The sequence below is a fragment of the Niveispirillum fermenti genome (assembly GCF_048066175.1).
Taxonomy (GTDB): domain Bacteria; phylum Pseudomonadota; class Alphaproteobacteria; order Azospirillales; family Azospirillaceae; genus Niveispirillum; species Niveispirillum fermenti.
Window position 1 is genome coordinate 1 of sequence record NZ_JBLTXA010000074.1, and the last position, 5,091, is coordinate 5,091.

At 62.3% G+C, this 5,091-nt stretch carries 4 protein-coding genes and 1 pseudogene; 2 read left to right on the forward strand and 3 right to left on the reverse strand.

Annotated elements, in window-relative coordinates:
- Positions 1-739: 739 nt before the first annotated feature.
- Both ACM9LZ_RS25505 and ACM9LZ_RS25510 read left to right on the forward strand, forming a co-directional pair.
- Complete coding sequence (locus tag ACM9LZ_RS25505; protein ID WP_416622313.1) at positions 740-2,251, forward strand: GspE/PulE family protein; 1,512 nt, start codon at positions 740-742, stop codon at positions 2,249-2,251.
- Positions 2,232-3,464: a type II secretion system F family protein gene (locus ACM9LZ_RS25510; protein WP_416622314.1), complete on the forward strand. Its 1,233-nt coding sequence runs from the start codon at positions 2,232-2,234 to the stop codon at positions 3,462-3,464. Before ACM9LZ_RS25505 ends, ACM9LZ_RS25510 begins: the two co-directional genes overlap by 20 nt.
- A 384-nt stretch (positions 3,465-3,848) precedes the next feature.
- Here the strand turns inward: ACM9LZ_RS25510 and ACM9LZ_RS25515 are convergent.
- The 3 genes and pseudogenes from ACM9LZ_RS25515 to ACM9LZ_RS25525 all read right to left on the reverse strand — a co-directional run.
- Positions 3,849-4,288 (reverse strand): annotated as a pseudogene (locus ACM9LZ_RS25515) (IS5 family transposase); the annotation flags it as partial.
- A gap of 65 nt (positions 4,289-4,353) precedes the next feature.
- Entirely contained in the window at positions 4,354-4,578 is a 225-nt protein-coding gene (locus ACM9LZ_RS25520; RefSeq protein WP_416622315.1) for a hypothetical protein, read from the reverse strand.
- 34 nt (positions 4,579-4,612) lie between these two features.
- The coding region (locus ACM9LZ_RS25525; RefSeq protein WP_416622316.1) for a hypothetical protein at positions 4,613-5,091 on the reverse strand (479 nt) is incomplete at its 5' end.

A 5,091-nucleotide genomic window follows, 5' to 3' on the forward strand; every position in this document is an offset into this window, starting at 1 on the left:
CACATTTCCAGGGAGCAGGTCACAATATCCCAGCCGCGTCCGAAACCCCAAGCTGACCACTCTCGATCTCTGCCAATACCTCAACACGCCGGACATCCCGATCGCTCATCATCAGCCAGCCCATGACAGCCCCCAAAACCGGCCAAAACCGATCCAGAGACTGACATTTCTATCTTGCTCAGGACTGACATTTTAACTTTGCCTACAACTAAATGCGCGGTAAGGATAATTATGGAAATACCCGGAGCGGTTTTGGCTGTGTAAGGGACGTAAACGACGTTGGGTTCTGGCCCATCCGGGCACGTCGTGAACATTGATATCCGTAGTGTCCACGATGATTAGCAAGCGCGCCGGGACAAGCCGCCGCTGAGCGTAATCTCGATCTGACCGAACCGGTGCGGAGTCCGATCCTGCAGACCTTGACCCATTTTTCGGTGCATTGGCATTAGTAATATGCCCGAAAATGCAGCAGGAAGTCCGCCAGCGGGCTCAATCTCCTTAAGACTAGCCAACGACTCCCGTTATGCGATAACAATTCCTCATGTCCACCGCGATGACCAGCACCGGCATGTCGACAAGGAGCCATCCGGCTCAGGGTAGCCCTCCGCTGGACCGGGTCCTGGAGCTGTTGTCAGAACGGGGGCAGCTTCCTGCGTCATCCCTTGCACGCGCTCGAGCCACCAGCTCAGCCAGAATTGACCGTGCCTTGTTGGATCTCGGCCTTGTGCCGGACGACGCCATGGCGGCCGCATACAGCACCGTCCTTGGCCTGCCGTTACGAGATATCGGGAGCCAGGCGGAGGGGATCCTTCCGCCGGACACGCACCTGAACCCAGCCTTCCTTCGCTCGAACCGTGCCCTGCCCTTAGCTTGGCCCGACGGACGGGTGGAAGTACTCCTTGCCGATCCGCTCGACGCCAGCCTGCGTCGGGCGCTGGAATTCGCTCTGGGCAGTACGCCGAACTGGGCGGTGGCGACCGGGCGGGAAATCGAGGCGGCGCTCTCGCGCATCCTGCCGGCCGAGGATGGCGGGGGCGATTCCGCGGCGGATATGTTGGAAGGCGACGCAGAACGCCTTCGGGACCTTGCCAACGAGGGGCCAGTGGTCCGCCAGGTGGGCGACCTCGTCCAGAAGGCGCTGCAGATGCGCGCCACCGATATCCATGTGGAGCCGATGGCCGACCGTCTGGTGGTTCGGTACCGCGTCGATGGTCTGCTGGGCGAGACGGAGACCCTGCCCCGCCGTGACGCGGCTGGACTGGTCAGCCGGCTGAAGGTCATGGCGGGTCTGGATATCGGCGAACGGCGACTGCCCCAGGACGGGCGCATCCGGCAGACCTATGGCGGCCGCGACATCGACTTTCGCATCGCCACGGTGCCCACGGTCCACGGGGAGGATGTGGTGCTGCGCGTGTTGGATCAGGCAGGTGGTGGAGGGACGCGCCTGGACCGGCTGGGGTTGCCGCCGGCGGTAGAGAAGGCGCTGGCCGCGGAACTGGAACGACCGCATGGCATCGTCCTGGTTACCGGTCCCACAGGCAGCGGCAAGACCACCACCCTATACGCCGGGCTTCGCGGCATGGATGCCGGCAGCCGCAAGATCCTGACGGTCGAGGATCCCGTGGAGTATGTGCTGGATGGGGTCAACCAGACGCAGGTGAAACCTTCCATCGGCCTGACCTTCGCGCACGTCCTGCGTTCCTTCCTGCGACAGGATCCCGACGTCATCCTTGTGGGGGAGATCCGCGACGGGGAGACGGCGGCCATCGCGGTCCAGGCAGCGCTGACAGGCCATCTGGTGCTGTCCACTCTGCATACCAACAGTGCCGCTGGGGCGCTGCCGCGCCTGATGGACATGGGCGTCGATCCGTACCTCCTGTCGGCCACGATCAACGGCGTGCTTGCGCAACGGCTGGTGCGCGTGCTGTGCCCGCAATGCAAGGGTACCCGCGAGGTGACGGAACGGGACATCCGCGCGCTGGGGCTTTCGGGCGGTATCCATGCGGTCCCGCGCGCGGTGGGCTGCCCGGCCTGTGGCGGGACGGGATATCGCGGGCGGCGGGCGCTCGCCGAATGGCTGCCCGTGGACGAGGTCGTGCGCGCGTCGATACGGGAAGGCACAGGCGCCGAAACGCTTGAGCACCTCATGGTGGAGCGCGGCTTCCCGACACTGACTCGCGCCGGTGCCGAATTGGTGGCGTCCGGGAATACGACGCCGGAGGAGGTGATGCGTGTCGCCAAGGCCGGGTGAAACAGCGACGTTCCGCTACAGGGCGCTGCGGGCCGATGGGTCGCGCGAGACCGGGCATCTGGAGGCGGGCAGCGACAAGTCGGCGTTGGAGCAGCTTCGCGCGCGGGGGCTTACGCCAGTCACCCTGCGGCCCCTTCCCCAAGCCGGGACGGTGCGCAGCTGGTTCAGGCCGCCGGCGCTGACATCGGCGGAGCGGTTGTCCTTCCTGCGGGACCTTGCCAACCTGCTGGAAGCCGGCATCGCGCTGGAGCCCGCCCTGGGGTTGGTTGGGGAGAAGATGGAACGGGCATCGGCACAGGGCCTGGTGGAGGACGTGCGCCGCCGCGTGCGTGCCGGCGAGGGTTTGGCTCGGGCTATGGTGGCGCAGGGCGGACTGTTCCCGCCGGAGGCCCAGGGCATGGTGGCCGCCGGCGAGCAGGCGGGTGGTCTCGCCGCCAGCCTGTCCCACCTGGCCGACCTGGAGGAAGGCCGCACGACATTCCGGCAGAAGCTGGTTTCGGCCTTGATCTATCCGGCGCTGGTGGGCCTGCTGACGCTGGCGGCGCTGGCCCTGCTGAGCGGCTATGTCATCCCGCAGTTCGAGAACCTCTTTGAGGGCAGCGGGACCCGGCTGCCCGCCAGTACGGCGGCGGTCCTGGCCGCCGGTCGTTTCCTTGGGGAATTCGGGCCGTGGCTGCTGCTGCTTCCGGCAATGGGAGGACTTGCGATCGTCAGGCTGCGCCGCCGCCCGGTGGTCAGGTTGGCGATGGATGGGTGGTTAGTGAGGCGGACAGGGCCGCTGGGCCGATTGGTTCGGGACGCGGAGATCGCTGTCTATACCCGGACGTTGGCCGCCCTGCTGGGTGGGGGCGTACCACTTGCGGATGCGCTGGCGACCGCCGGCCTTTGCCTGTCCAACCGCGCTCTGGCGGGTGCTGCCCAACGTGCCTCGGAACGCGTGCGCGGAGGCACGTCGCTCAGCCGGGCCATGTCGGCGGAACCGCTGTTCCCGCAGCGGCTGGCACGGCTGGTGGCATTGGCCGAACAGGCGACCGCCTTGCCGCGAGCCTTATCGAATCTGGCAAACCTGCTGGAACGGGAGCGGACTACTGCGCTTGGCAGGCTCCTTGCATTGCTGGTGCCAGGCTTAACGCTGGTACTGGGTGGGCTGATCGGGACAATCTTCGCGGCGCTGATCTCGGGGATCATGAGTATCAACGATATAGCGGCTTGAGCGGTCTGCCACTCTGCCAAATCACGCGGCGATACGAAGCCGGTTCCTGGGCGCGGTGTCCACCTTCAATGGGGTGATTTCTCCCAAGATGAGAACAAATCGTGAATTTTCTTCCGGATCGCCGATAGGCGTATAATCTCACTGTCTCGCAAGCCTATGCCATATACCAAGTCGCTGTAATTGGCGAACGAACGGCAGAGTCCGTCTCCGTTTCCCATAGCAGAACACATCGCTACGACACTCCCTTGGACAACCTAGTCGGGTTGACTTGTCATACGATACGCCCACCATTGCGTGGGGTGATTATTGTGATGTACTTTTTCCTGCCATAATCGGGGACTTTTCATTCGCCACTTCTGGGGAGTTTTATCCCGCCAGCGACAGCCGCTTCTTGCCTTTGATCTTTTTGCCCGCGTCGTAGCCCGCCGGGTCGATGCAGCGCCCCCTTTTTCAGCGCTTTTCACGCTCTGGCTGTCGATGATCGCTGCGGTCGGACTGGCATCGCGGCCAGCCTGCTCACGGCACCGGACATAGAGTTCGTGATGGAGGCGGTCCAGCGTCCCGTCCCAACTCCACAGGCTCAGATAGTCGAAAACCGTGCTGCGCGGTGGCAAGTCCTTCGGGATCGCCCGCCACTGGCAGCCGGTGCCCAGCACATACATCACCCCGTTGACCACCTCCCGCAGGTCCACACTGCGCTGGCGCCCTCCATGCTTGGCCGGAGGAAGCAAAGGCGACACCAACACCCATTCCGCGTCGGTCAGGTCGCTTGGGTAACGAAGGTGATCCCGGTTGTACAGGGGGCGGTTCTCGGGCGTCCACATGACCTTTGTCCTGATGATGACGCCAATTAAAGAATCACAATTGTGTCACCGCCCGCAAACCATTTTCATATCGCATTGATCTCATTCAGATCCTTCTCGGACGGACACTGAGAATATCCCTGCCATGGCCCAGAAAGCTCTTTTCCGGAAATTATTTCAAATTCCGGAAAGCCCAAATTGTGATTGGCACAAACATTATCAGAAAAAGAAGGACCCTTGAAGGCCACCCTTCCGCTAGAAAGTAAGATAGCATTGCACAAATCAAGAAAAATACCAGCCATGACATCCATGGTTTCATATCAATCTCCTTGGAATCCGAAAGGTCTATTCTTTGCAATCAAGATTATAGAGCGATGGAGTATTGAAGCCGGCATTCACTCCCCCGTTCACATAGGCGAGCGGCGTCCCAAATCGCCCGATGGCAGCACCGGACAAGCCTGGATCGGTGCCAAGCACATTGTAGCCAACGGAGCCACCGAGGTTCAATGCAGGTCCAACAGGAATCGCAATGCCTCCTCCCACCACGAGATTTGCGGAAATCATGTTGCTTTCGGTGGGGCCCCCTGCGAGTCCTACGCCAATATCAACGCCAAAACCTACGCCGACCGCAACTGACCACGAAACACCGAACTGCCCGCGCGCAAGATCGAAGGTCGGTCCACCACTAAGCGAAATTCCCAGCCCGGCATACAGATCGGCACCGATGCTTGGGCTGATGGCAGGCAAACCGCAGAGCATGTCCCTGCCGTAGTCCAGTAAGCTCTTTTCCAACGGACTCTCATTACTCATATCACCACCGCCAC

Bases quoted from the DNA above. Each gene is read 5' to 3' on its own strand.
- ACM9LZ_RS25505 (WP_416622313.1), top strand. From the start codon at position 740: ATGGCGGCCGCATACAGCACCGTCCTTGGCCTGCCGTTACGAGATATC.
- ACM9LZ_RS25520 (WP_416622315.1), bottom strand. From the start codon at position 4,578: ATGGATGTCATGGCTGGTATTTTTCTTGATTTGTGCAATGCTATCTTA.